The sequence below is a fragment of the Streptomyces sp. NPDC000941 genome, assembly GCF_053599555.1.
In genome coordinates, this window is sequence record NZ_JBSFMM010000029.1 from 44,251 (window position 1) to 64,691 (window position 20,441).

General features: G+C 71.8%; 17 protein-coding genes. 6 read left to right on the plus strand and 11 right to left on the minus strand.

Annotation, left to right across the window (positions count from 1 at the left end):
- Window positions 1-106 precede the first annotated feature (106 nt).
- The 3 genes from ACWDSL_RS12480 to mshA all read right to left on the minus strand — a co-directional run bounded on the left by ACWDSL_RS12480 (window position 107) and on the right by mshA (window position 3,853).
- A complete protein-coding gene (locus tag ACWDSL_RS12480; RefSeq protein ID WP_450484459.1) occupies window positions 107-1,834 on the minus strand; it encodes a glycosyl hydrolase family 28-related protein in 1,728 nt (575 codons plus the stop codon).
- 134 nt (window positions 1,835-1,968) lie between these two features.
- Window positions 1,969-2,493 (minus strand): YbjN domain-containing protein, encoded by a 525-nt coding sequence (locus ACWDSL_RS12485; RefSeq protein ID WP_450484461.1) that lies wholly within the window; start codon window positions 2,491-2,493, stop codon window positions 1,969-1,971.
- The gene (gene mshA, locus ACWDSL_RS12490) at window positions 2,486-3,853 is read right to left on the minus strand and encodes a D-inositol-3-phosphate glycosyltransferase (protein WP_450484463.1); all 1,368 of its coding nucleotides are present in this window, start codon (window positions 3,851-3,853) and stop codon (window positions 2,486-2,488) included. Before mshA ends, ACWDSL_RS12485 begins: the two co-directional genes overlap by 8 nt.
- 174 nt (window positions 3,854-4,027) lie before the next feature.
- Here mshA and ACWDSL_RS12495 point away from each other — a divergent pair, with 174 nt between their 5' ends.
- A complete protein-coding gene (locus ACWDSL_RS12495) occupies window positions 4,028-4,852 on the plus strand; it encodes a class I SAM-dependent methyltransferase (RefSeq protein ID WP_450484465.1) in 825 nt (274 codons plus the stop codon).
- Here ACWDSL_RS12495 and ACWDSL_RS12500 read toward each other — a convergent pair.
- Window positions 4,821-6,473, minus strand: coding sequence for an APC family permease (locus ACWDSL_RS12500; RefSeq protein WP_450484469.1), 1,653 nt, complete (start codon window positions 6,471-6,473; stop codon window positions 4,821-4,823). The genes ACWDSL_RS12495 and ACWDSL_RS12500 overlap by 32 nt on opposite strands.
- Window positions 6,474-6,527: 54 nt before the next feature.
- Between ACWDSL_RS12500 and ACWDSL_RS12505 the strand changes: the two genes are divergently transcribed.
- Window positions 6,528-7,736 (plus strand): ROK family transcriptional regulator, encoded by a 1,209-nt coding sequence (locus ACWDSL_RS12505; RefSeq protein ID WP_450484474.1) that lies wholly within the window; start codon window positions 6,528-6,530, stop codon window positions 7,734-7,736.
- A gap of 74 nt (window positions 7,737-7,810) precedes the next feature.
- Here the strand turns inward: ACWDSL_RS12505 and ACWDSL_RS12510 are convergent, their stop codons facing one another.
- The gene (locus tag ACWDSL_RS12510) at window positions 7,811-8,659 is read right to left on the minus strand and encodes a helix-turn-helix transcriptional regulator (RefSeq protein ID WP_450484476.1); all 849 of its coding nucleotides are present in this window, start codon (window positions 8,657-8,659) and stop codon (window positions 7,811-7,813) included.
- A gap of 138 nt (window positions 8,660-8,797) precedes the next feature.
- Between ACWDSL_RS12510 and ACWDSL_RS12515 the strand changes: the two genes are divergently transcribed.
- Window positions 8,798-9,835, plus strand: coding sequence for an aldo/keto reductase (locus ACWDSL_RS12515; RefSeq protein ID WP_450484478.1), 1,038 nt, complete (start codon window positions 8,798-8,800; stop codon window positions 9,833-9,835).
- Between the two features lie 72 nt (window positions 9,836-9,907).
- Here ACWDSL_RS12515 and ACWDSL_RS12520 read toward each other — a convergent pair whose 3' ends face one another.
- The 4 genes from ACWDSL_RS12520 to mshD all read right to left on the minus strand — a co-directional run bounded on the left by ACWDSL_RS12520 (window position 9,908) and on the right by mshD (window position 15,513).
- Window positions 9,908-10,366: an NUDIX hydrolase gene (locus ACWDSL_RS12520; RefSeq protein ID WP_450484480.1), complete on the minus strand. Its 459-nt coding sequence runs from the start codon at window positions 10,364-10,366 to the stop codon at window positions 9,908-9,910.
- A 49-nt stretch (window positions 10,367-10,415) separates the two neighbouring features.
- Entirely contained in the window at window positions 10,416-11,957 is a 1,542-nt protein-coding gene (locus ACWDSL_RS12525) for a CHAD domain-containing protein (RefSeq protein ID WP_450484482.1), read from the minus strand.
- Window positions 11,958-12,045: 88 nt separating this feature from the next.
- Window positions 12,046-14,307, minus strand: a complete 2,262-nt coding sequence (locus ACWDSL_RS12530) for an RNA degradosome polyphosphate kinase (protein WP_450484484.1) — start codon at window positions 14,305-14,307, stop codon at window positions 12,046-12,048.
- A 270-nt stretch (window positions 14,308-14,577) separates the two neighbouring features.
- Entirely contained in the window at window positions 14,578-15,513 is a 936-nt protein-coding gene (gene mshD / locus ACWDSL_RS12535) for a mycothiol synthase (RefSeq protein WP_450484486.1), read from the minus strand.
- Window positions 15,514-15,825: 312 nt separating this feature from the next.
- Here mshD and ACWDSL_RS12540 point away from each other — a divergent pair, with 312 nt between their 5' ends.
- On the plus strand, window positions 15,826-17,640 hold the full coding sequence (locus ACWDSL_RS12540) for a bifunctional metallophosphatase/5'-nucleotidase (RefSeq protein WP_450484488.1): 1,815 nt from the start codon (window positions 15,826-15,828) through the stop codon (window positions 17,638-17,640).
- A gap of 17 nt (window positions 17,641-17,657) precedes the next feature.
- Here ACWDSL_RS12540 and ACWDSL_RS12545 read toward each other — a convergent pair whose 3' ends face one another.
- Window positions 17,658-17,864: a DUF397 domain-containing protein gene (locus ACWDSL_RS12545; RefSeq protein WP_450484490.1), complete on the minus strand. Its 207-nt coding sequence runs from the start codon at window positions 17,862-17,864 to the stop codon at window positions 17,658-17,660.
- Window positions 17,865-17,876: 12 nt separating this feature from the next.
- Window positions 17,877-18,731: a helix-turn-helix domain-containing protein gene (locus ACWDSL_RS12550; RefSeq protein ID WP_450484492.1), complete on the minus strand. Its 855-nt coding sequence runs from the start codon at window positions 18,729-18,731 to the stop codon at window positions 17,877-17,879.
- A 130-nt stretch (window positions 18,732-18,861) separates the two neighbouring features.
- Between ACWDSL_RS12550 and ACWDSL_RS12555 the strand changes: the two genes are divergently transcribed.
- Both ACWDSL_RS12555 and ACWDSL_RS12560 read left to right on the plus strand, forming a co-directional pair.
- Entirely contained in the window at window positions 18,862-19,383 is a 522-nt protein-coding gene (locus ACWDSL_RS12555) for an ATP-binding protein (protein ID WP_450484494.1), read from the plus strand.
- A gap of 26 nt (window positions 19,384-19,409) precedes the next feature.
- The gene (locus ACWDSL_RS12560) at window positions 19,410-20,036 is read left to right on the plus strand and encodes a hypothetical protein (protein ID WP_450484496.1); all 627 of its coding nucleotides are present in this window, start codon (window positions 19,410-19,412) and stop codon (window positions 20,034-20,036) included.
- Window positions 20,037-20,441 lie beyond the last annotated feature (405 nt).

Genomic DNA, 20,441 nt, shown 5'->3' on the forward strand with positions numbered 1-20,441 from the left:
GTCTCCTTTGATGCTTCCCGGTCGGTGACCGGTGCACAAGGAAGAGGCGTCGGGGGACGAGATTCTTCACCGTCAATCACGGGGAATCTCGGGGAAGTTCAGCGGCTCAGCAGTCCAAGTCGCGCTGCGCCTCGTACAGGTTGCGGGGGCGCAGCGCCTCCGGGTGGCCGTAGGACTCGATACGCGAGTGAAGCGGACCGGCGAAGTCCGGGACGTCGGTCTGGTCGAACTCACGCACCTCGCTGATACCGGCCGTCGCACTGTACGGGGCGATCTCGTCGATCTTGATCAGGCCCGCGCGCTGGTTGGTGACGGTGACGTTCCAGTGGGTGAACCGCGCACCGTACAGCGGCCCCGCGCTCGCGTCGCCGCCGTGCCGCCCGTCGTTGTCGACGGTGATGTCGGTGCGGACGTTGGCGAAGGGCATCCCGCGGTGGGTGTCGAAGGTGCCCATCTCCATGCGCCCGCGCGACCAGACGTTGTAGCTGGACAGCCCCTCGACGTTGATCCCGTGCAGCTGCGTCCCCGCGGGCGCCGGGACTGTGCGCTCGCTGAGCACGAAGTCCTCGATGAGGTTGTCGTGGGAGCCCTCGCGGCAGCAGAACGGATGGTGGCTGCCGCGGCCGGAGACCCGTATCCGGCTGAGCGTGCAGGCCTTCGCCGCGACCAGCAGGAAGCCGTTGTCGGGGTTGTTGACCGTCACGTCGTCGACCCAGCAGTCCCACGCGCACTGCAGCGCCACGCCGTTGTAGCCCTTGTCGAGCAGATGCTGCGACTGCGGCGTCTCGACGATGTCGAGGGTGATGCCCTCGACGCCCGCGCCGACGACGCCCTTGACCAGGGTCGTCAGCCGCGGCTGCCAGCCGGGCCGGGCGTCGAGCGGGAGGGGGCGGTCGAGGGTGATCCGGCGGCGGCGGGCGTCGACTGCGGTGATCCGGCAGGGCCACTCGTACGGGACGTACGAGGTCAGCTTGGTCTTGTCGGCCCAGGCGTAGTCGGCGGCGCCCTCGACGTCCCCGGCCATATGACGCAGCAGGGTGTGGTCCGCGTCGTCGCTGAGCTGCAGCAGTACGCGGTCGCCGCGGCGCAGCCGGGAGGTGTCCGCGACGGTGACGGTCCAGTCGCCGCGCCGGGCGGAGCCGGTGAAGGCGGTGAGGGTGTGCCACTCGTCGCGCTTGTTGCCGGTCCAGCCCTCGAAGGGCCAGTCCTGCGCCTTGATCGCGTCGGTGAGGGTGCGCCAGCGGTCGGTCGGGCAGATCCAGATCAGGCCGCCCGACCAGGACCAGGAGGACTTGTTTCCGCCGTACCGGCTGCCGTACGGGCCGATCAGCTCGGTGAGGTGGCGGGTGGCGTGCAGGGTGGTACGGCCGCTGCCGGCGCCGCGCAGGACGACGTTGTCGTGGCCGAGGCGGATGACGTCGTCCACGCGGTACGTACCGGGCGGCACCAGGACCGTGCCGCCACCCCGTCGGCCGGCGTCCGCGATGGCGCGGTTGATCGCGGGGGCGGCGTCGGCCGAGCCGTCCGGTTCGGCGCCGTACGCGCGGACGTCGGCGACGACGGGGTGGCGCGGGAAGTCCGCGCTCCCGCCCCGGTAGCCGGCCCGGCCGACGTAGGGGATCTGGGGGTGGGTGTACGGGGCGGCGCGGAACTCCCGCCACAGGGTGGATGTGGGTGGTGCGGCTGTGCTGTGGCCGACTGTGCTGTGGCCGGCTGCCGGCTGTGCCACCGCCGAGGTGGCGCCGAGCAGCGATGCGCCCGTCATGGCCGTCGCGGCGCCGAGCGCGCCGCCGAGCAGTCTTCTCCGGTCGATCTCCCTGTCCCTGCTGTCCATGAGCCCGCCTTCCATGCATGTGAACGGCGTTCAGATGTGCGACGGCGTGAGGATGCCACGGGGCAGGGGTGGGCGGAAGGGGTCGCGCAAGGGCGGGGCGAGGGGGCGGGCGAGGGGGCGGGTTGCCCAGGCGCTCAGGACTCGCCGGTCAGATGGGCGAACGCCGCCAGGTTCCGCGTGGACTCGCCACGCGCCGTACGCCATGCGTACTCCTTGCGGATCGCGCTGGCGAACCCCATCTCCAGCAGCGTGTTGAAGCTGCCGTCGGCGTTCTCCAGCACCGTGCCGAGCACCCGGTCCAGCTCCTCCGGTGTGACCGCCGACAGCGGCAGCCGGCCCACCAGATAGATGTCGCCGAGCTGGTCGATCGCGTAACTCATCCCGTACAGGCGGGTGTTGCGCTCCAGCAGCCAGCGGTGCACGGCCTCGTGGTTCTCGTCGGGGCGGCGGACGACGAAGGCGTTGACCGACAGCGAGTGCCGGCCCAGGCGCAGCGAACAGGTCGTGGACAGCTTGCGGATGCCGGGCAGCGTGACGACGTACGTGCCGCCGGACGGGCTCTCCCACTCCAGCTCGGCGTCGCGCAGCGTCTGCTCGATCACGGCCCTGGCGGTCGCTGTTCTGGCAGCGGTCTCATTCCTGGCCTCGGCGTCACCCATGAACCGATCGTAGGCGACAGTACCCGCGCATCGCCTCCGCGTAGACGTCCGCCGTCGCCGCGGCGGCCTTGTCCCACCCGAAGCGCTCGGCGTGGTGGGCGGCCCCGCTGCCCAAACGTTTCAGCAGCCCGGGGTCGGCGGAGAGGCGGTGCAGCTCCCGGGCGTAGTCGGCCGGGTTGTGGCCGGGCACCAGGATGCCGCTGTGGCCGTCCCGTACGGCCACGGGCAGACCGCCCACCTCGGCGGCGATCACCGGTGTGCCGCAGGCCTGGGCCTCGATCGCCACCAGCCCGAACGACTCGTTGTACGAGGGCATGACCAGCACGGACGCCGCCCGGTACCAGTCCGCGAGCTCGTCCTGGGTGCACGGCGGCCGGAAGCGGACCACATCGCTGACGCCGAGCCGGGCCGCGAGCTTGTGCAGCCGCTCCGGCTTCGCAAGACCGCTGCCGCTCGGCCCGCCGACCACCGGGACGACGATCCGCTCGCGCAGCCGCGGGTCCTCGTCCAGCAGATGGGCGACCGCGCGCAGCAGGATGTCGGGCGCCTTCAGCGGCTGGATACGCCCCGCGAACAGCGGTATCAGCGCATCGGGCGGCAGCCCCAGGCGCGCGCGGGCGGCGGCGCGGCCGTCGGCGGGCCGGAAGCGGTCGAGGTTCACCCCGGGGTGGACGACGGCGACCAGCTCGGGGTCCGCGCCGTAGTGGCGGACCAGTTCGTCCGCCTCCTCCTCGGTGTTGGCTATGAGCCGGTCGGCGGCCCCGACGATCTGCTCCTCGCCGATGACGCGGGCCGCGGGCTCGGCGGTGTCGCCCTCCGCGAGGGCGGCGTTCTTGACCTTGGCCATGGTGTGCATGGCATGGACCAGCGGCACCCCCCAGCGCTGGGCGGCCAGCCAGCCGACGTGGCCGGAGAGCCAGTAGTGGGAGTGGACGAGGTCGTAGTACCCGGGGCGCTGCCCCGCCCAGGCCCCCATGACCCCGTGGGTGAACGCGCACAGCTGGGCCGGGAGGTCTTCCTTGGCCAGCCCCTCGTACGGACCGGCGTCCACATGCCGTACGAGCACACCGGGCGCGAGCTCGACGGTGGGCGGGAGGGCGCCGGTGGTGGCGCGGGTGAAGATCTCCACCTCGATGTCGATGGCGGCCAGCCGCCTGGCGAGCTCCACGATGTAGACGTTCATGCCGCCCGCGTCACCGGTGCCGGGCTGGTGCAGCGGGGAGGTGTGCACGCTGAGCATCGCGATCCGGCGCGGGCGGCGCCCGACGCGCCTGAGGCGCGGATGGTGCGGCCCGCCGAACGCTCCGTGTCCCTGGGAACGGCCTCTCAGGCCGCCGAGGCGGGGAATGTGCTGGCTCACCGCGCGATACCTCCTTGCCGGGGGCGGACTCGGGCGGAGGCGGACTCCGGATTTCCCCTCCGACCCCTCAACACCGGAACCTGTTGTTCCCATTTCCGGTTTACCGAAGCGTGTTCCCTCTTTGCCAAAGCGTGATGTTCCGGGGGCGGGCCGTTCGGCGCTTACGCTCAGCGCATGTCTGCCAGTGTCCCTCCGCAGCGCTCCTCGCCGCCGGGCCGGCCCATCGGGTCGGCGACCCGGGGGACCACCAACCCCAACCGGCTGCGCCGCATGGACCGGTGGATCGCCGCCGCCCACGCCCCCGCGCTGCGCCGCGCCGAGGCGCCCATCGCCGTGGACCTGGGCTACGGGGCCGCGCCGTGGACCGCCGTGGAGCTGCTGGGCAGGTTGCGTACGGTACGGCCGGACGCCCGGGTCGTGGGCGTCGAGATCGACCCGGACCGGGTCGCCGCCGCGCGGCCGTACCGGCGGGAGGGGCTGGACTTCGCGCACGGCGGATTCGAGGTGCCGCTGCCGGACGGCACGCGGCCCGCGCTGATCCGGGCGGCCAATGTGCTGCGCCAGTACGACGAGGACGAGGTCGCCGACGTGTGGCGGCGGCTGTGCGCGCGGCTGGCGCCTGGCGGGCTGCTGGTGGAGGGGACCTGCGACGAGATCGGGCGGCGGCACGTATGGGTCGCCCTCACCGCGCACGGCCCGCGCACCGTGACCTTCGCGGCCCGGCTCGGCTCCCTGGACCGCCCCTCCGACCTGGCCGAACGGCTGCCGAAGGCGCTCATCCACCGCAATGTGCCGGGCGAGCCGGTGCACACCTTCCTGCGCGACTTCGACCGCGCCTGGGCGGCGGCCGCCCCGTACGCGGCGCTGGGCGCGCGCCAGCGCTGGATACGCAGCGCCGAGGCGCTGCGCGCCGCGGGCTGGCCGCTCGTGGACGGCCCGCGGCGCTGGCGTCAGGGCGAGGTCACCGTCAGCTGGGAGGCGCTGGCGCCGCGCCCGTGACCCCGTCCGTACCGTCGTCCGTACCGGCCACCCCGTCCGTACCGTCCGACCTGTCTGCCCTGCCTGCCCCGGGCGCCGCGCCGGTGACCTCGCCCCCGCCCCCGCCCAGATACTCCTCGCTGATCTCCTTCGGCCCGAACGGCCACACCTTCTCGAACCGCGACCAGAGCACGAACGCCACACACCCCGCCCCGACCCACGCGAGCGACCACTCGATGGGGTGGCGCCCGGGCGAGTTCTTGTCCGCGTATCCGTAGATCACCAGCCACCCGACCAGCGCGACCACGCTCGGCACCGGATACAGCCACATCCGGTACGGGCGCCGCAGCGCCGGCTGCCGGCGGCGCAGCACCGTCACGGCGAGGACCTGCGCCAGCGCCTGCACGATGACCATCACGGTGGTGAGCAGCTGGATCAGCGTGGCCAGGTCGGTGTGGCGGCCGATCAGGAAGCCGATGGCCGTGACCACGCCCATCGTGGCCAGGCCCAGCACGGGGAAGCGGTGGCGCGGGTGGAGCTTGCCGTACGGGCGGAAGAAGACGCGTTCGCGGGCGGCGTCGTAGGGGACGCGGGAGCCGCCGAGCAGCCCCGCGAAGACGGACGCGAAGGCTGTGACCAGGATGAGGACCGTGACGACATCGGCCGCCCCCTTCCCCCAGGTCTCCTCCATGACCGCGGACGCGACGGATTGCGACGCCACCGATTCGGAGTCGAGCATCTGATGCCAGTCGATGACGCCGAGGGTGCCGATCTGGAGCAGCAGGTAGATGCCCATGATGCCGAGGATCGAGACGACGGTCGCGCGGGGCAGGGTGCGGCCGGGGTCCTTGATCTCGGCGCCCATGTACGCGGCGGTGTTGTAGCCGAGGTAGTCGTAGATGCCGATGGTCAGCCCCGCCGCGAAGCCGGTCCAGAAGTGGCCGGACCCCAGGTCGAAGGCGTGCGCGGGGTAGGTGAACGCCTTGTCAGGGTCGAAGTCGCTGAGCGCCGCCGCGATCACCAGCACCACGGAGGTGATCATCACGCCCCACATCACGGCGCTGAGCTTGGCGATGTGCTCCACGCCCCGCCACAGCAGCAGCACGACCAGGGCGATGACGCCGAGCCCGACGAGGTCGCCCTGCGTCTGCGTCATGCCGTGCCACAGATACCCGAGGTACTGCACAAGCCCGACCACGCCCGTGGACATGATCAGCGGGATGAACAGCATCGCCGTCCAGACGAACAGAAAGGGCATCAGCTTGCCGCTGCGGTACTGGAAGGCCTGGCGCAGATAGACGTAACTGCCCCCGGCCCCGGGCAGCGAGGCGCCGAGTTCGGCCCAGATCAGCCCGTCCGCCAGCGCCAGCACCGCGCCCGCGAGAAAGCCGATGACGGCCTGGGGCCCGCCGAAGGCCGCGACCATGAGGGGGATGGTCACGAACGGCCCGATGCCGCACATCTGGCTCATGTTGATGGCGGTGGCCTGGAACAGCCCGATCCGGCGGACGAATCCGCCCCCGCCGCCCCCGCCGCCGTTCCCCCCGCCCGGGCCGTTCCCTCCGCCGCCTGCGCCGTCCCCACCGTCCGCGCCGCTTCCCCCGCCCGGCGGGGTCTTGCTGAGCGCCGGTCCTCCGGCCATCTGGACCTCCCTGGCTCGCCGTGCGAGTGTGATTAAGTTAAGGAGCCTTACTTGATGAGTCAAGACTCGGAACCCTGGAACCGGCAGCGGCTGCGCAGCAACAACGAACGCCTGCTGCTGGCCCGGCTGCGCGCCGCCGAGGGCCCCGCCTCCCGGGCCCAACTAGCCCGCGAGACAGGCCTGTCCAAACCCACCGTCTCCAGCGCCCTGGCCGCCCTCGAAGAGGCCGGCCTTGTACGCGAGGCGGGCCGGCAGGCGCCGCCCGAGCGGGGCAGGGTCGCCGTGCTGTACGAACCGGACCCGACCGCCGGCTATGTCCTCGGCCTGGACATCGGGCGCGCCTGGCTGCGCGTGGCCGCCGCCGACCTGGACGGCACCGTCGTCGCCCGCGCGGAGGTGCGCAACCGCGGCCGCAGCGCCGCCGCCATGGCGGACCTCACCGTCGCCGCGGCGCGCCGGGTCATCGCCGACGCCGGGGTGGACCCGGCCCTGGTCGCGCACACCGTCGTCGGCGTGCCCGGGGTGTACGACCCCGAGCGGCGGCGGGTGCGCTACGCCGGCAACCTGCCCGGATGGGGGCGCGCGGGCCTGCTGGACCGGATGCGCGAGGAGTTGGGCACCCCCCTGGGCACGTCCCTGTCGGTGCACAACGACGCGAACCTGGCGGCGCTCGGCGAGTACACCTTCGGCGCCGGGCGGGGCAGCAGGCTCTTCGTATACGTCCTGGTGGGCACCGGTCTCGGCATGGGCGTGGTGGCCGACGGGCGGCTGTTCACCGGGGCGCACGGGGCGGCCGGGGAGATCGGCTTCCTGCCGCTGCTGCCCCAGGTGGGCGGCGCCGAGCGGCAGGGCCTTGAGGACGCCGTGGCGGCCGAGGCGGTCGTACGGGCCGCCCGGGAGCTCGGCATGTCCGGCACCAGGTCCGAACCGCTGACCGCCAAGGCAGTCTTCGACGCGGCGCGGGACGGGGTCGCGCCCGCGCTGGAGGCCGTACGGCAGGAGGCCGAGCGGCTGGCCCATGTCGTCGCGGCCGTCGCGGCCGTGCTCGACCCGGACCTGGTGGTGCTCGGCGGCGGCGTCGGCCACAGCGCGGACCTGCTGCTGCGGACGGTGGAACTGACCCTGCAGCGGATCGGGCCGCTGCGGCCGAAGGTGGCGGCGAGCGCGCTCGGCGAGGACGCGGTGCTGCTCGGCGCGGTGGCGACGGGTCTTGAGGCGGCCCGGGAGCGGGTGTTCACCCGTACCCGGGAGGGCGGCGCGTAATGCGAAGCGCGACCCGGCTACGCAACCGCTACCCGGCTACGCAACCGCTACCCGGCTACGCAACCACTTCCCGGCTACGCGACCACTGCTGTGGCCCGCGCCAGCGCCCGCAGCGCCTCGGCCGTCGGGGAGCCCTTCTCCACCGCGTACGTGCACAGCACCTGACCGGGGTCCGAGGGCAGTACGAAGGCCTCGTACGCCAGCGTCAGATCCCCCACCACCGGGTGCCGGATCCACTTCGTACCGCTGGTGCGCTCGCGTACCAGCTGCGCCTCCCACCGCCGCCGGAACTCTTCACTCCGCTCCAGCAGTTCCTCGACGACCTGGCACACACGGGGGTGGCCGGGGTGGCGTCCGGTCTCCGCCCGCAGGCTCGCCACCGTCTCGTCGGCGACCTTGTCCCAGTCCGGGTGCAGCGCCCTGGCGTCCGGGTGGAGGAAGACCAGCAGGGCGGAGTTGCGCCCCCGCTCCGGGATCGCGCAGAGGTCGAAGCAGACCCGGCCGCCCAGCAGATTCCAGGCGAGGATGTCCGCGCCCGGCCCGAAGACGAAGGCGGGCACGGCCTCGTCCATGGCGTCCAGCAGCAGCCGGACCTCGGGCCGCACGCCCGGCCGGGGTCCGGGGTCCAGTGGCTGCCCGTGCCGGGGCAGCGTGATGTTGCGCAGATACGTGTGCTCGGACGGCGTCAGCCGCAGCGCCCGCGCGAGGGCGTCCACCACCGAGTCCGAGACGGCGGGGGCGCGGCCCTGCTCGATACGGGTGTAGTAGTCGACGCTGATCCCCGCCAGCTGCGCGACCTCCTCGCGGCGCAGCCCCCGCACCCGGCGCCGTACGAGCCCGTCGGGCAACCCCAGCTCGGCGGGGTCGAGCGCCGCGCGCCGCGCCCTCAGGAACGCCTTGATCTCCGGCTCCGCATCGCCCATCGCTCCATTATCCGCGGGGGTACCCGGAAGGGGCCCGTCCGGGTGGTTCTGCCGGACCCAGGTTGAACCGGGCCTGGTCCCGCGGTCGCCCTGATCCGAGGCTGTAACCACAGACCACATCCACACAAGGCGGACCCCATGAAGCGCAGAATCCTCGGCGGCACCGGCATCTCGGTCAGCGAATACGCCCTGGGCACGATGATGTTCGGAGCCTGGGCCAACCGGGACCACGACGACTCCGTACGCATCATCCACCGGGCCCTGGACGCGGGCATCAACTTCGTCGACACCGCCGACGTCTACTCCAGCGGCGAGTCCGAAGACATCGTCGGCAAGGCGCTCAAGGGGCGCCGTGACGATGTCGTCCTGGCGACCAAGGTCTTCAACTCCATGGGCCCGGACGCCAACCACGGTGGCAACTCCCGGCGCTGGATCACCCGCGGGATCGAGAACAGCCTGCGCCGCCTCGGCACCGACTACATCGACCTGTACCAGATCCACCGCCCCGACCCGGCGACCGATATCGACGAGACCCTTTCGGTCCTGTCCGACCTCGTCCGGGCGGGGAAGGTGCGGGCCGTGGGCTCGTCCACCTTCCCGGCGGAGCAGATCGTGGAGGCCCAGTGGACCTCCGAACGGCGCGGCCACGTCCGCTTCCGCAGCGAGCAGCCGCCGTACTCGATGCTGGCGCGCTCGGTGGAGGCGGCGGTGCTGCCGACCGCCCAGAAGTACGGGATGGGCGTGCTGACCTGGGGCCCGCTCTCCGCGGGCTGGCTGTCCGGCCGCTACACCAAGGCGTCCGACGTCGATCTGACCGGCGGCCGTACGGCCATGGAGCAGCACAAGTTCGACCCCTCACTGCCGGGGAACGCGCGCAAGCTGGAGGCCGTCGGCCGACTGGCCGAGCTGGCCTCGGACGCCAAGCTCTCGCTGCCCCACCTGGCGCTCGCGTTCGTACGGTCGCACCCCGCCGTCACCTCGGTGATCATCGGCCCGCGCACGATGGAGCAGTTGGAGGACCTGCTCGCGGGGGTGGACGTGGAGCTGGGCGAGGACGTCCTCGACCGCATCGACGAGATCGTCCCGCCGGGTACGGACCTCAACCGGGACGACAGCTACTACACGCCGCCTGCCCTGGCCGACAAGGCGCAGCGTCGCCGACGGCCCGGGGTCTGAGCGCAGGCCCGGGGGTCTGAGGGCCGACCCGGGGCTGAGGGCCGACCCGGGGTCTGAGGGCCGCCGCCCCCTTCACGCCCGTGAGGGCAGGGTGTCCAGGAACGCGTCGACGAGCGCCCGGTCGTGGTCATGCGTCAGCCACGCACGGGCCTCGTCCGGCGGCAGCCATACGAGCCGGTCGACCTCGTCGTTGGGCACGAAGTCCTCGTCGGTCCCCGCCTCGTCGGTTCCGTGGCCCCCGTCGGCCCCGGCCGGTTCCGCCGCCCAGTAACGGACCTCCTTGGGGCGGCCCTTGGCCAGATAGCGCACGGTGGGCAGCGCGGCCCCCGGCACACAGACCACCCCGGTCTCCTCCAGCACCTCGCGCACCGCGCCCCGCAGCGGCTCCTCGCCCCGCTTGAGCTTGCCTTTCGGATGCGACCAGTCGTCGTAACGCGGTCTGTGCACGAGCGCGATCTCCGGTCCGCCGCCGCGCGGGGAGCGCCGCCACAGGACGCACCCCGCCGCGCGGATCACCGACTTCTCATCCATGCACCGGCTCCCCTCTGCTCCGGTCCGTCAGGAATCCATCAGGAGTCCGTCAGGACGCCGAGGCCGCGATCCGCTGCCAGATCCGCCCGAAGGCGAAGCGGGCGGCCTCGACCTCGTGTCGTTGGTCGGCGTGCAGCACGCCGAGGGCATAGGCGGTGGCGGGGGCGATCCGCGGGGTCCGGGCCGCGGCGGCCGCGGCGGCCGCCGCCTCGGCCGCGTCCCGGTGCCGTTCGAGGGCCTGCCCGGCGGCCAGCAGCCGTACGGACAGGGCGGGGTCGGCCTCCACCGGCCCGGTGCCGTCCGGCCGCTGCCCCGCGTCGAGCACCTCCAGGGCGTAACGCCGCAGCCGCAGCAGCCGCCGCACCTGGTCCCAGGGCGCGTCCTGCCGCTCGCTGGCGGGCGGGGCGTCGGCCGCGGAGGTCGCGGCGAGGCCGTGGATCAGCGCCTCCGCGTTGTACGGATGCCCGGCCCGGCCCAGTGGCAGCGCCTCGACCGACTCGACCAGCCGTCGGTGGGCCAGCTCCGCGAGCGGGGGCAGCGCCAGATCGGCGGGGCGGGCCGTGGCGGCCTCGTCGAGGGGGACCTCGGAGGCCAGCAGCGCGACCGCGTCGGCGACCGCGTGGAACCGGGAGGACCCGAGCACCTGAAGGGCCGCGGTGTGCGCGCGGGTCCGCGCGAGGGTGAGCTGCCGCTCCAGGAGGGCCCCGGCCCGCGCGGCCCCGACCGTCAGCGCCCCGCCCCGGGCCTCGTCCGCGCCGCCGCCCGACCGGGGTCCGGCGCCGCCGCCCGGCTGCTGCTTCGCCCTGTCGCCCCGCTGCCCGGCCGCCGCGGCCTCGCTCCCCGAGGCCGGGGCCGGGGCGGCTGTCGCGTCGGCGTCGGCGTCGGCGGTGTCGTTCACTGCGTTGTGGGCACTGTCCCGGGTGTCATGTCCGCCGCTCGCGGTACCGCTCCCGCGCGAGGCTGGCGGGTCCTGCGGGGCGTCGGCCGTCAGGGAGACGCTGCGGCGTGCGGCCCGGGACGGGCGCTGCGCCGCGGCGTCCTCCGCCGCCACATCGCCCAGCACGTCCGCCCGCGCTTCCCTCCGTACGTCCGCCGCCGCATCCACACGGGCATCCGCCCGGACGTCCCCCCGAACGTCCCCGCCCGCACCAGACCCCACGCCGGAGCCGGATCCCGCACCAGAGCCCGCGCCAGTGGCCGCGTCCACCACCGCATCCGCCGGGGCGCCCGCGCCCGAGAGCCGGTGCAGGGCGCCGCGCAGCCGGGTCAGGCGCGCCGCGTAGGCGTGCTCCAGCGCGAGCGTGCCGGACAGCCACACCAGTTCGGTGCGCAGCTGATCCGCCCACGCGGTGTCGGTGATCGGCCGGTAGACCCACAGCGTGCCGCTGATCCGCCGCGCGCAGCGGCGCAGCAGCCGGGCGGCCTCGGCCGCCTCCTCGGCGTCCGCTCCGCTCTCGCGCTGCTGGCGCAGGCTCCGCAGAAAGTCCCCGGCCTGTGTGTTCAAGTACCACGACAGCACATCGCCCGCCGTGGCCGTCGCGAGCGCCGGCCCGGCCGCCGCCGCTTCGGCCCCCATCACACCGTCCGTCATCGTGTCGTACCCCCCAGGGCCGAGGGCAGCGGCGGGTGGAGCGCCGTGCGGCCGGCCGGCCCCCGTAACCCCGACCGGCGACGACAGATCATGTCGCTGTACCACGCCGTCGCCTCCGGGCGTCTATGAGCGTTTCCTGTATGTTCCGCAACGGTTGTCCGTCCGCATCCGTTGCGTGCCGCGTCCACTCGCCGTCCGGGCCCAGATGCCAGGAAGAGGTGGAGTCGGATATGCCGGACTCCAGCAGACGGCTGAGCGAGGCGCGGTGGCCCGGGTCGGTGACCCGCACCAGGGCCTCGATCCGGCGGTCGAGATTGCGGTGCATCATGTCGGCGCTGCCGAGCCACACCTCGGGCTCTCCCCCGTTCCCGAACGCGAAGACCCGCGAATGCTCCAGGAACCGGCCGAGGATCGAACGGACCCGGATGTTCTCCGAGAGCCCCGGCACCCCCGGCCGCAGCGCGCAGATGCCCCGCACCCAGACGTCCACCGGCACACCCGCCCGCGAGGCCCGGTACAGCGCGTCGACGATGGCCTCGTCGACCATCGAGTTGACCTTGATCCGTACATAGGCGGGCCGCCCCGCCTTGTGGTGGGTGATCTCTCGGTTGATCCGGCTGATCAGCCCGTCGCGCAGCGACCTGGGGGCGACCAGCAGCCGCTGGTAGTTCTCCCGCCGGGAGTAGCCGCTCAGCCGGTTGAACAGGTCGGACAGGTCGGTGCCGACCTTCGGGTCGGCGGTCAGCAGCCCCAGGTCCTCGTACAGCCGGGCCGTCTTCGGGTGGTAGTTGCCGGTGCCGACGTGGCAGTAGCGGCGCAGCGTGTCGCCCTCCTGGCGGACCACCAGCGACAGCTTGCAGTGGGTCTTGAGGCCGACCAGGCCGTAGACCACGTGGCAGCCGGCTTCCTCCAGCTTGCGCGCCCACTTGATGTTGGCCTGTTCGTCGAAGCGGGCCTTGATCTCGACGAGGACCAGCACCTGCTTACCGGCCTCGGCGGCGTCGATCAGCGCGTCGACGATCGGCGACTTGCCGGAGGTCCGGTAGAGCGTCTGCTTGATCGCGAGTACGTCGGGGTCGGCCGCCGCCTGCTCCAGGAATGCCTGGACGGAGGTCGAGAAGGAGTCGTACGGGTGGTGCAGCAGTATGTCCCGCTCGCGCATCGCGGCGAAGATGTCCGGTGCGGAGGCGGACTCGACCTCGGCGAGGTCCCGGTGCGTCCCGGCCACGAACTTCGGGTACTTCAGCTCCGGCCGGTCCAGCGCCGCTATGCCGAAGAGCCCGGTGAGGTCCAGCGGCCCCGGCAGCGGATAGACCTCGGCCTCGGAGACCTTCAGCTCGCGCACCAGCAGGTCGAGCACGTACGGGTCGATGGACTCCTCGACCTCCAGCCGCACCGGCGGCCCGAAGCGGCGCCGCAGCAGCTCCTTCTCCAGGGCCTGGAGCAGGTTCTCCGCGTCGTCCTCCTCGACCTCCAGGTCCTCGTTGCGGGTCACCCGGAACATATGGTGCGCCAGCACCTCCATGCCGGGGAACAGCTCCTCCAGGTGCGCCGCGATCACGTCCTCCAGCGGTACGTACCGCTGCGGCGACGCCTCCAGGAACCGGGTGAGCAGCGGCGGGACCTTCACACGCGCGAAGTGGTCATGGCCGCTCACCGGGTTGCGCACCACGACCGCGAGGTTGAGGGAGAGCCCGGAGATATACGGGAAGGGGTGTGCCGGGTCCACCGCCAGGGGGGTGAGGACCGGGAAGATCTGCTGGCGGAAGAGCGTGAAGAGGCGGGACTGCTCGTCCTCCGTGAGATCCGGCCAGCGGATCAGATGGATGCCCTCTTCGGCCAGCGCGGGCGAGACGTCCTGCTGGAAGCAGGCCGCGTGCCGGGCCATGAGCTCCCGCGACCGGGTCCAGATCAGCTCCAGCACCTCACGGGGCTGCAGCCCGGAGGCGGAGCGGGTGGCGACTCCGGTCGCGATGCGCCGCTTGAGGCCGGCGACCCGCACCATGAAGAACTCGTCCAGGTTGCTCGCGAAGATCGCGAGGAAGTTCGCCCGCTCCAGCAGCGGCGTGTTCGGGTCCTCGGCCAGCTCGAGCACCCGCTCGTTGAACGCCAGCCAGCTGCGCTCACGGTCGAGGAACCGCCCCTGGGGCAGCGCCTCCCCCTCCGCGTCCAGGGTGTCGACCTCGTACGAGTCCAGGTCGCCGTCGAGGTCGGGGTCGAGATTCCGGACAGGCTGCGCGGCGACAGCATGCGGCCGGTGGGCCGCGATGGAGCCGACCGAGGGCTGAGGCTGAGGCTGCTGCGGGTGGGGCTGCGCGTGGGCGGGGGCCTGACCGCTGGAGTGGTTCATGTCCTCATTGTTCCGCGCCGAAGGCGGGAACGGCTTGCCGGAAACCTGTGCTGACGCGGCACGGAGCCTCCGGTTCGAGGTGGGCGGCACGGCGGGCTGCATTCAGCGATGCTTGCAACCGAGTTTGAATCGCCGGTAACGGAGACATGGCGCGTAGGAAATCGCGATCCATCCCGCAGGCGACCTGGAGCCCCGCCCCGGCCGCCGTTCCGCCGCCCACCGTCCCACAGGCGGGCCTCAGGCCCCCAGCCACAGCCCCTCCGCCCGGGCTCAGGTCTCCGTGCGGTACATGAGATCGGTCTCGTACGTCGTAAAGCCCTGCCGACCGTAAACGGCGACGGCGGGGTAGTTGTCGGCGTCGACGTACAGCATCGCCGTCGGCAGCCCCCGCCCCGCGAGGTGCCGCAGCCCGATCGCGGTCAGCGACCGGCCGAGCCCGCCGCCCTGCGCCTCGGGCCGCACCCCCACCACGTACACCTCGCCCAGCCGCTCCTGCACATGCACCTTGGTCCAGTGGAACCCGACGATCTCCCCGCCCCGCTCGGCCAGGAAGAAGCCCTCGGGGTCGAACCACGGCTCCCCCATCCGGTCCTCCAGATCGCGCAGGGTCAGCGAGCCCTGCTCGGGGTGGTGCGCGAAGGCCGCCGCGTTCGCCGCCAGCCAGGCGGCCTCGTCCTCGCCCGGCCGGAAGGTCCGTACGGTCACGCCCTCCGGCAGCACCGGCTCGGGGATGTCCAACGTCGCCGGCGGCCCCAGCGGCCGGCGCATCTGCCGCAGCTCCCGGAACAGCGTCAGCCCCAGCACCTGCGCGAGATGGCGCGCCGAGGAGTGCCCGCCGTGCGCCCACACCCGCAGCCGCTTCCCGGATTCGCGCAACAGCATCACGCCCAGCGCCCGCCCGTGCCCCTGCCCCCGGTGCGCCGGATGCACGACCAGCTCAGCGGCCGGGGCCTCCACCGGGTCGGTGTCCTCCAACTGCGCGTACCCCACGAGCTTCCCGCTCGGCTCCTCGCTCAGCAGCAGATGGCGCACCCCTTCCCGCCGCCCGCGCAGCTGCAGCCGCCCCTGCTCGGACACGGCCTGCTGACCATCGGTGCGCGCGGCCTCCGCCACGAGCCGCAGCACGTCCTCCGCCATGGTGGGCGTCACCTCGTCGAGGACATCGATCCGGCGGGCGCCGGCCGCCTCGTTCAGCACGTCATTCATGCTCCCGAGCCTACGGCCAGGCCCTGGCCGGGCAGCCGGCCGCGCATCCCCTGATCCGTGGGTCACTCGCCCGACGGATCCCCGGCTCCCACGCCGAACCGTCCCCCGCCTCATGCCCCTGCCATACCGCCGAACGGGTGACGCCTGAGCGACGCGTCTCCACCGGTCGCCGCACCGGCCGCCCCCTCTCCTCCGGTCGCCCGCGCGCAATGAGCTCGTAACCTCGATCCCCCTGCCCCGCTACGCGCGTTGACCGTAAGCTGCCGCGCACAACCACCACGGTTCACAGAACGGTTCACAGAGGGGAACCACATGTCAGCGACATCTGGGCGGCACCGCGTGGCCCGCCGGTTGACCGCCGCCGCGGCCGTGCTGGCCGCGGCGGCCGGAGTCCTGTCCGCCGCGGGCCCGGCAGGCGCGAACGCCGACTCCACCGACTCCGCCAAGCCGCGCCCGGCCCGCACCGTCGATGTGCAGCTGCTGTCGTTCAACGACCTCCACGGCAACCTGGAGCCCCCGCAGGGCTCCTCCGGCACCGTCACCGAGACCCAGCCGGACGGCACCACCAAGGCCGTCCCGGCGGGCGGCGCCGAATACCTCGCCAACGCGCTGCGCACCGCCCGCAAGGGCCACCCGTACTCCATCACCGCCGCCGGCGGCGACATGATCGGCGCGAGCCCGCTGCTGTCCGGCCTCTTCCACGACGAGCCGACCGTCGAAGCGCTCAACAAGCTCGACCTGGACGTCACGGCCGTCGGCAACCACGAGTTCGACGAGGGCCGCGCCGAGCTGGAGCGCATCCAGAACGGCGGCTGCCACCCCAAGGACGGCTGTTACGAGGACGGCAAGACCTTCCCCGGCGCCGACTTCCCCTACCTCGCCGCGAACGTCACCGACGAGAAGACCGGCAAGCCGATCCTCAAGCCCTACACCGTCTGGCAGCGCAACGGCGTCAAGATCGGCTTCATCGGCGTCACGCTCGAAGGCACCCCGGACATCGTCACCGCCGAGGGCGTCAAGGGCCTGAAGTTCCACGACGAGGTCGAGACGATCAACAAGTACGCCAAGGAACTCAACCGCAAGGGCGTCAAGTCGATCGTCGCGCTCATCCACGAGGGCGGGCTGCCCGCCTCCTCCTCGTACAACTACGACTGCGACAGCTCCGGCCCGGGCGCCGGCATCTCCGGCCCGATCGTCGACATCGCCAAGAAGGTCACCCCGCAGGTCGACGCCCTGGTCACCGGCCACACCCACCAGGCCTACGCGTGCACCATCCCGGACCCCTCCGGCACCCCGCGCACCGTGACCTCCGCCGCCTCCTTCGGCCGCCTCTACACCGACACCACCCTCACCTACGACCGCCGCACCGGCGACGTCGTCCGTACGAAGGTGAAGTCGGCCAACCACGTCGTCGACCGGCAGCAGCCCAAGGCCGCCGATATGACCGCCCTCATCGGCCGCTGGAACAAGCTGGCCGCGCCGGTCGCCAACCGGCCCATCGGCTACGTCTCCGCCGAGATCCCCGGCCGCGGCTCCACGGGTTACGAGTCACCCCTCGGCGACGTCATCGCCGACGCCCAGCTCGAAGCGCTCTCCCCCGCCGACAAGGGCGGCGCCCAACTCGCCCTCATGAACCCCGGCGGCATCCGCTCCGACCTCGCCTACGCGGCGTCCGGCAGCGAGGGCGACGGTGTCGTGACGTACGGCGAGGCCTTCACCGTGCAGCCTTTCACCAACATGCTGAACGTCATCGACCTCACCGGCGCCCAACTCATCACCGCCCTGAAGCAGCAGGTCAGCGGCTCGAACGAGGCATCCCCCAAGATCCTCCAGGTCTCCAAGGGCCTCACCTACACCCTCGACCTCACCAAGACCGGCGCCGACCGCGTCGTCGCCGACTCGGTGAAGCTGAACGGCGAGGCCATCGACCCGGCCAAGACCTACCGCGTCGCGATGAACGAATTCCTCGCGGGCGGCGGAGACGGCTTCCCCGCCTTCAAGGACGGCAAGAACAAGCTGGTCGGCCAGTCCGACCTAGACGGCCTCACGGCTTACCTGGGCGCCCACTCCTCGGCCTCCTCGCCCCTGGCTCCGCCGGCGGCGGACCGTATCAAGATCGTGAAGTGAGCAGTCTGCACTGAGCGTTACGGGCGCCGGGTGGCCGCGAGGTGGTCCAGGCGGCCGGCCTTGGTGCCGCGTATGAAGGCGCGGAGAGCGGCGGGGGTTGTGGTCAGGATGGCCTCGGGCTCGTCGCTCTCGCGTATTGCTATGGCTCCGTCGGCGGCGGCGACGTTCACGCAGTTGGACGCGTCGCCGCTGAACGAAGACTTACGCCACAGGTACGTTGACACGCTTCTCACCTTTCACATGCTGCGCATGATGCCGTGGATGAAGTCCCGGGATTCAGCCGGCTCAAGGGCAGTCGCCTCCATACGCTGTGACACGGCCCGATACTTGGCCACCTCGGCCTCGGCGTCGATGAACTGGCATCCATGAGCGGCGTCGAGCTGCACCGTGTCGAGCTGCGGTACGGCGCCGCGAACATAATCGAATGCCTGACCCGTCCCAGGGAAGGTCCTGCCGCCGCTGAACGGGATGACCCGGACCGTGACGTTGTCCATCTCGCTCATCTCGACGAGGTGCTGGAGCTGTGCCCGGACGGTGTCCAGACCGCCGAACTCCATGCGCAGCGCGGCCTCATGGATGACTGCGGAGTACGGGACCGGGCGGTCACCGTAGAGGATCGCCTGCCTCTTCATCCGGTGGGACAGCCGGTGCTCCACCTCGTATGCCCGCAGTGGTGGCACCACCTCTCGCATCAGCGCACGCGCGTGATCGACGGTCTGCAGTAGCGCCGGGATGTGCATGACCAGCGCGACACGGATCTCCTGGGCGTGGTGCTCCAGCTCCGCGAGATCGGCGAAGCTGGCTGGTAGATGCTCCCGGTAGTCGTCCCACCAGCCTCGTGTGCGCCCGCCTGTCATCTCAGCCATCGCGTCCACCAGGCCGTCCTCCGCGCAGCTGTAGTTGCGCGCAAAGAGCCGCACACGATCCGCGCTCACCGGATACCGACCGGCCTCGATGCTGCTCAGACGAGCCTGAATGATCCCGTGCCGCGCGGCGGCAGCGGTTGAGGACAAGCCCGCTCGTTCACGAAGCTTCCGCAGCTCCGTGCCAAGGCGGCGTTGCATCAACGTCGGGGTACTACTCGGCGGCATCGGCTCTCCCTTGTCACCCACACGAAGTCATTTGGCAGCGCTGCTGCCGATTTCGTAGCAGGTCTACCACTCGCTGCTCTACCGTGTGAGCCAAGCCACTCAACTCCACCCGACCGAGGGAGAGACACGCATGGCCACCGTATCGCCGCACGACTCCGACCCCGGGCCATCAGACGACGCCGACCAGCCCTGGACGTACACCCTCCGTCTCCCCAACGACCCGAGGGCCGCCCGGATCGCACGGGTCACGCTCCGGGCGGTCCTGTCCGGCCACGGCATGGCCGAGCTGACCGAGACCGCCGAACTGCTCACCAGCGAGATGGTGAGCAACGCACTCTGCCACTCCGACGGCCCCGCCCAACTCCGCCTGCGCCATCTCTGCGAGAACCGCCTCCGGGTCAGCATCTGGGACACCAACCCGCTCATCCCGGCGCCCTTCGACACCCCGCCCGGTCGGCTCGACCGCTTCACCGCCCTCACCGAAGCCGCCGCCAAGGTCGACGACACCCACGGCCGTGGCCTGCTCATCGTCAGGCTCTGCGCGGACAACTGGGGCGGCTACCCACTCGCCGACGACCTCTTCGGCATCAGCGGAAAGCTCCTGTGGTTCGAACTCACCCCGCACCGCGACGCGTTCGACATCGCGGCTTGAGGCGGCCGCACCTGTAGTGTCCCGCCATGCCGACCCGACGCCTGGCCTTTGTGGCTCCGCTCGACGAAGACGGCGAGGTCGAATGGGACGCGGACGGGGGATGGTGTCACGTCGCGGCCAACCACCCCTTCGCCATGTTCGCCGTTGGCCAAGGATGGCGGCCGATGCCGCTGCCGGAGGCGTACGAGGATGGCGACCGTGCCCTGCGTGAGTGGCAGACCCTCGATCACACGGTCGTGCGGCTGACCCTGGACACGATCATCGCAGTGAGCCATGTCGAACTTCAGGGTGACTCGATTGATACGACGGAGGCTGTGATCCGCGCGGCTTGGGAGTGTGGGACCTGTGCCGACGTTCTGTCCGCGCTCAAGCACCTGCATGCGCTTGGCGAGGCGCAGGCGAAGCAGGAGCTACGGCGGCTCGCCGTGACCGGCCCTCGGGATCCGGACACACGAGTCGTCGAGATGATCGAGGGTGCCGTTCGAGACCCACGTCCAAGGGTCCGTTCAGCGGCAATGGCAGTCGTCCAGTACCTCAAGTGGCAGGAACTTCGGCCCAGCGTGGAGGAGGTCTTGCGCCTCGACCCCGACGATGTCGCCGCGTCGAGCGTCCTCTTCCTGCTGGACCTGGTGAGGCAGGCAGAGGGTGGCTGACCCAGTGGTGGCGGCCCAGTCGGCGCGAGGGTTCGATGCCGGAGGGTTCGATGCCGGAGGGTTCGATGCCCTTGCTGGCGATGCGGTGGGCAATGCCGCGGCCACGTAACCAGCCGTCCAGCCCGCCGCCCGCGAGGATGCGGCGCAGGTGGTCGTCGTCGTAACCCTTGTCGCCATGGGGCTTTCCCGGTCTGCGGCGTCGCGGATGGCAACTGCTGCCCTCTTAAGGGCGCGGGTCGTGAAGCGCGCCGAAGTCCGCTGCCCTGGTGTGACGCACCGAGGTAGAGGACTTTCGTGGCACGGCTCTCGAGCTGGTCAGCCGACGGGGTTGACGAAGGTGGCGGGGCGGGTGGCGCTGCGCTGGTCGACGAGGCTGTCGTTCTCCCAGGGCCACTCGATCTTGAG

What these genes read in the sequence shown, in the direction of transcription:
- ACWDSL_RS12530 (WP_450484484.1), bottom strand. Translation starts at nt 14,307, where the DNA reads ATGAACCACTCCAGCGGTCAGGCCCCCGCCCACGCGCAGCCCCACCCG.
- ACWDSL_RS12515 (WP_450484478.1), top strand. Translation starts at nt 8,798, where the DNA reads ATGAAGCGCAGAATCCTCGGCGGCACCGGCATCTCGGTCAGCGAATAC.
- ACWDSL_RS12510 (WP_450484476.1), bottom strand. Translation starts at nt 8,659, where the DNA reads ATGGGCGATGCGGAGCCGGAGATCAAGGCGTTCCTGAGGGCGCGGCGC.
- ACWDSL_RS12480 (WP_450484459.1), bottom strand. Translation starts at nt 1,834, where the DNA reads ATGGACAGCAGGGACAGGGAGATCGACCGGAGAAGACTGCTCGGCGGC.
- ACWDSL_RS12505 (WP_450484474.1), top strand. Translation starts at nt 6,528, where the DNA reads ATGAGTCAAGACTCGGAACCCTGGAACCGGCAGCGGCTGCGCAGCAAC.
- ACWDSL_RS12525 (WP_450484482.1), bottom strand. Translation starts at nt 11,957, where the DNA reads ATGACGGACGGTGTGATGGGGGCCGAAGCGGCGGCGGCCGGGCCGGCG.
- ACWDSL_RS12540 (WP_450484488.1), top strand. Translation starts at nt 15,826, where the DNA reads ATGTCAGCGACATCTGGGCGGCACCGCGTGGCCCGCCGGTTGACCGCC.
- mshD (WP_450484486.1), bottom strand. Translation starts at nt 15,513, where the DNA reads ATGAATGACGTGCTGAACGAGGCGGCCGGCGCCCGCCGGATCGATGTC.
- ACWDSL_RS12520 (WP_450484480.1), bottom strand. Translation starts at nt 10,366, where the DNA reads ATGGATGAGAAGTCGGTGATCCGCGCGGCGGGGTGCGTCCTGTGGCGG.
- ACWDSL_RS12495 (WP_450484465.1), top strand. Translation starts at nt 4,028, where the DNA reads ATGTCTGCCAGTGTCCCTCCGCAGCGCTCCTCGCCGCCGGGCCGGCCC.
- ACWDSL_RS12555 (WP_450484494.1), top strand. Translation starts at nt 18,862, where the DNA reads ATGGCCACCGTATCGCCGCACGACTCCGACCCCGGGCCATCAGACGAC.
- ACWDSL_RS12560 (WP_450484496.1), top strand. Translation starts at nt 19,410, where the DNA reads ATGCCGACCCGACGCCTGGCCTTTGTGGCTCCGCTCGACGAAGACGGC.
- ACWDSL_RS12485 (WP_450484461.1), bottom strand. Translation starts at nt 2,493, where the DNA reads ATGGGTGACGCCGAGGCCAGGAATGAGACCGCTGCCAGAACAGCGACC.
- ACWDSL_RS12550 (WP_450484492.1), bottom strand. Translation starts at nt 18,731, where the DNA reads ATGCCGCCGAGTAGTACCCCGACGTTGATGCAACGCCGCCTTGGCACG.
- ACWDSL_RS12500 (WP_450484469.1), bottom strand. Translation starts at nt 6,473, where the DNA reads ATGGCCGGAGGACCGGCGCTCAGCAAGACCCCGCCGGGCGGGGGAAGC.